This window comes from Variovorax sp. Soil_C_26 (assembly GCF_057657075.1).
Window position 1 is genome coordinate 1 of record NZ_JBDGJC010000037.1, and the last position, 1,054, is coordinate 1,054.

The window sequence follows — 1,054 nt, forward strand, 5'->3', positions numbered from 1 at the left end:
TTGCGCTCGAAGTGCACCAGGCAGGTGGGTGAGACGCGCTTGGTGTGCTCGACGAAGCCGTCGAACGGACGAGGCACGGGCATCAGCAGCGGCCGCTCCTGGGCCCACACGTCGGCCAAGGTGCCGGGCAGCTTGCCGTGGGTGATCTCGCTCCACAGCGCCTTGCAGCGGTGCTCGAGCCACTCGTTGAGCAGCGCCAGCGTGGCGAACGCAGGCACGGGCTGCCACAGCCGGTGGCGCGCATCGCGCACGTTCTTCTCCACCTGACCCTTCTCCCAGCCCGAGGCGGGGTTGCAGAACTCGGCCTCGAATAAGTAGTGGCTCACCATGGCGCTGAAGCGTGCGTTGACGTCGCGCTCCTTGCCTCGGCGCACGCGATCCACGGCCGTCTTCATGTTGTCGTAGACGCCGCGTCGCGGCACGCCGCCCAACACCTCGAAGGCGCGGTTGTGCGCATCGAACAGCATCTCGTGGGTCTGCAGCGGGTACGCCCGCACGAGGAAGGCCCGGCTGTGGCTGAGCTTGAAGTGCGCGACCTGCAGCTTGGTGCGCTCCCCGCCGATGACCGCCCAGTCCTCGCTCCAGTCGAACTGGAACGCCTCGCCCGGGCCGAAGGTCAGGGGCACGAAGGTGCCTCGGCCCGTGGTCTGCTCAACCTCATGGCGATGCGCATGCCACGCTCGTGCAAACGCTGCCACGCGGTTGTATGAGCCCTGGTAGCCGAGCGCGGCCAGGTCGGCGTGCATCTGCTTGAGGGTGCGCCGCTGCTTGCGTGACCTCGACGCCTCGCTCTTGAGCCAGGCGCCGAGCTTCTCGGCATACGCGTCGAGCTTGCTCGGGCTGACCCGCTTCGCGTAGCTGGGCGCCGCTTCGCCCTCGCGCAGGTACTTGCGGATGGTGTTGCGAGACAGGCCCGTGCGTCGAGCTATCTCCCGGATGGACAGTTGCTCACGCAATGCCCAACGTCTGATGACACTCAGTGTCGCCACGTCAATCACTCCTGTGCTCCTGCCGCTAAAAGCAGCAGGTTAGGGTTCTTACGTGGGTCAGATTT

General features: G+C 66.3%; 1 protein-coding gene. It reads right to left on the reverse strand.

The genetic code is table 11. The features are described 5' to 3' along the window. The coding region (gene istA, locus AC3A6G_RS27335) for an IS21 family transposase (protein ID WP_487875094.1) at window positions 1-998 on the reverse strand (998 nt) is incomplete at its 3' end. Window positions 999-1,054: the final 56 nt, after the last annotated feature.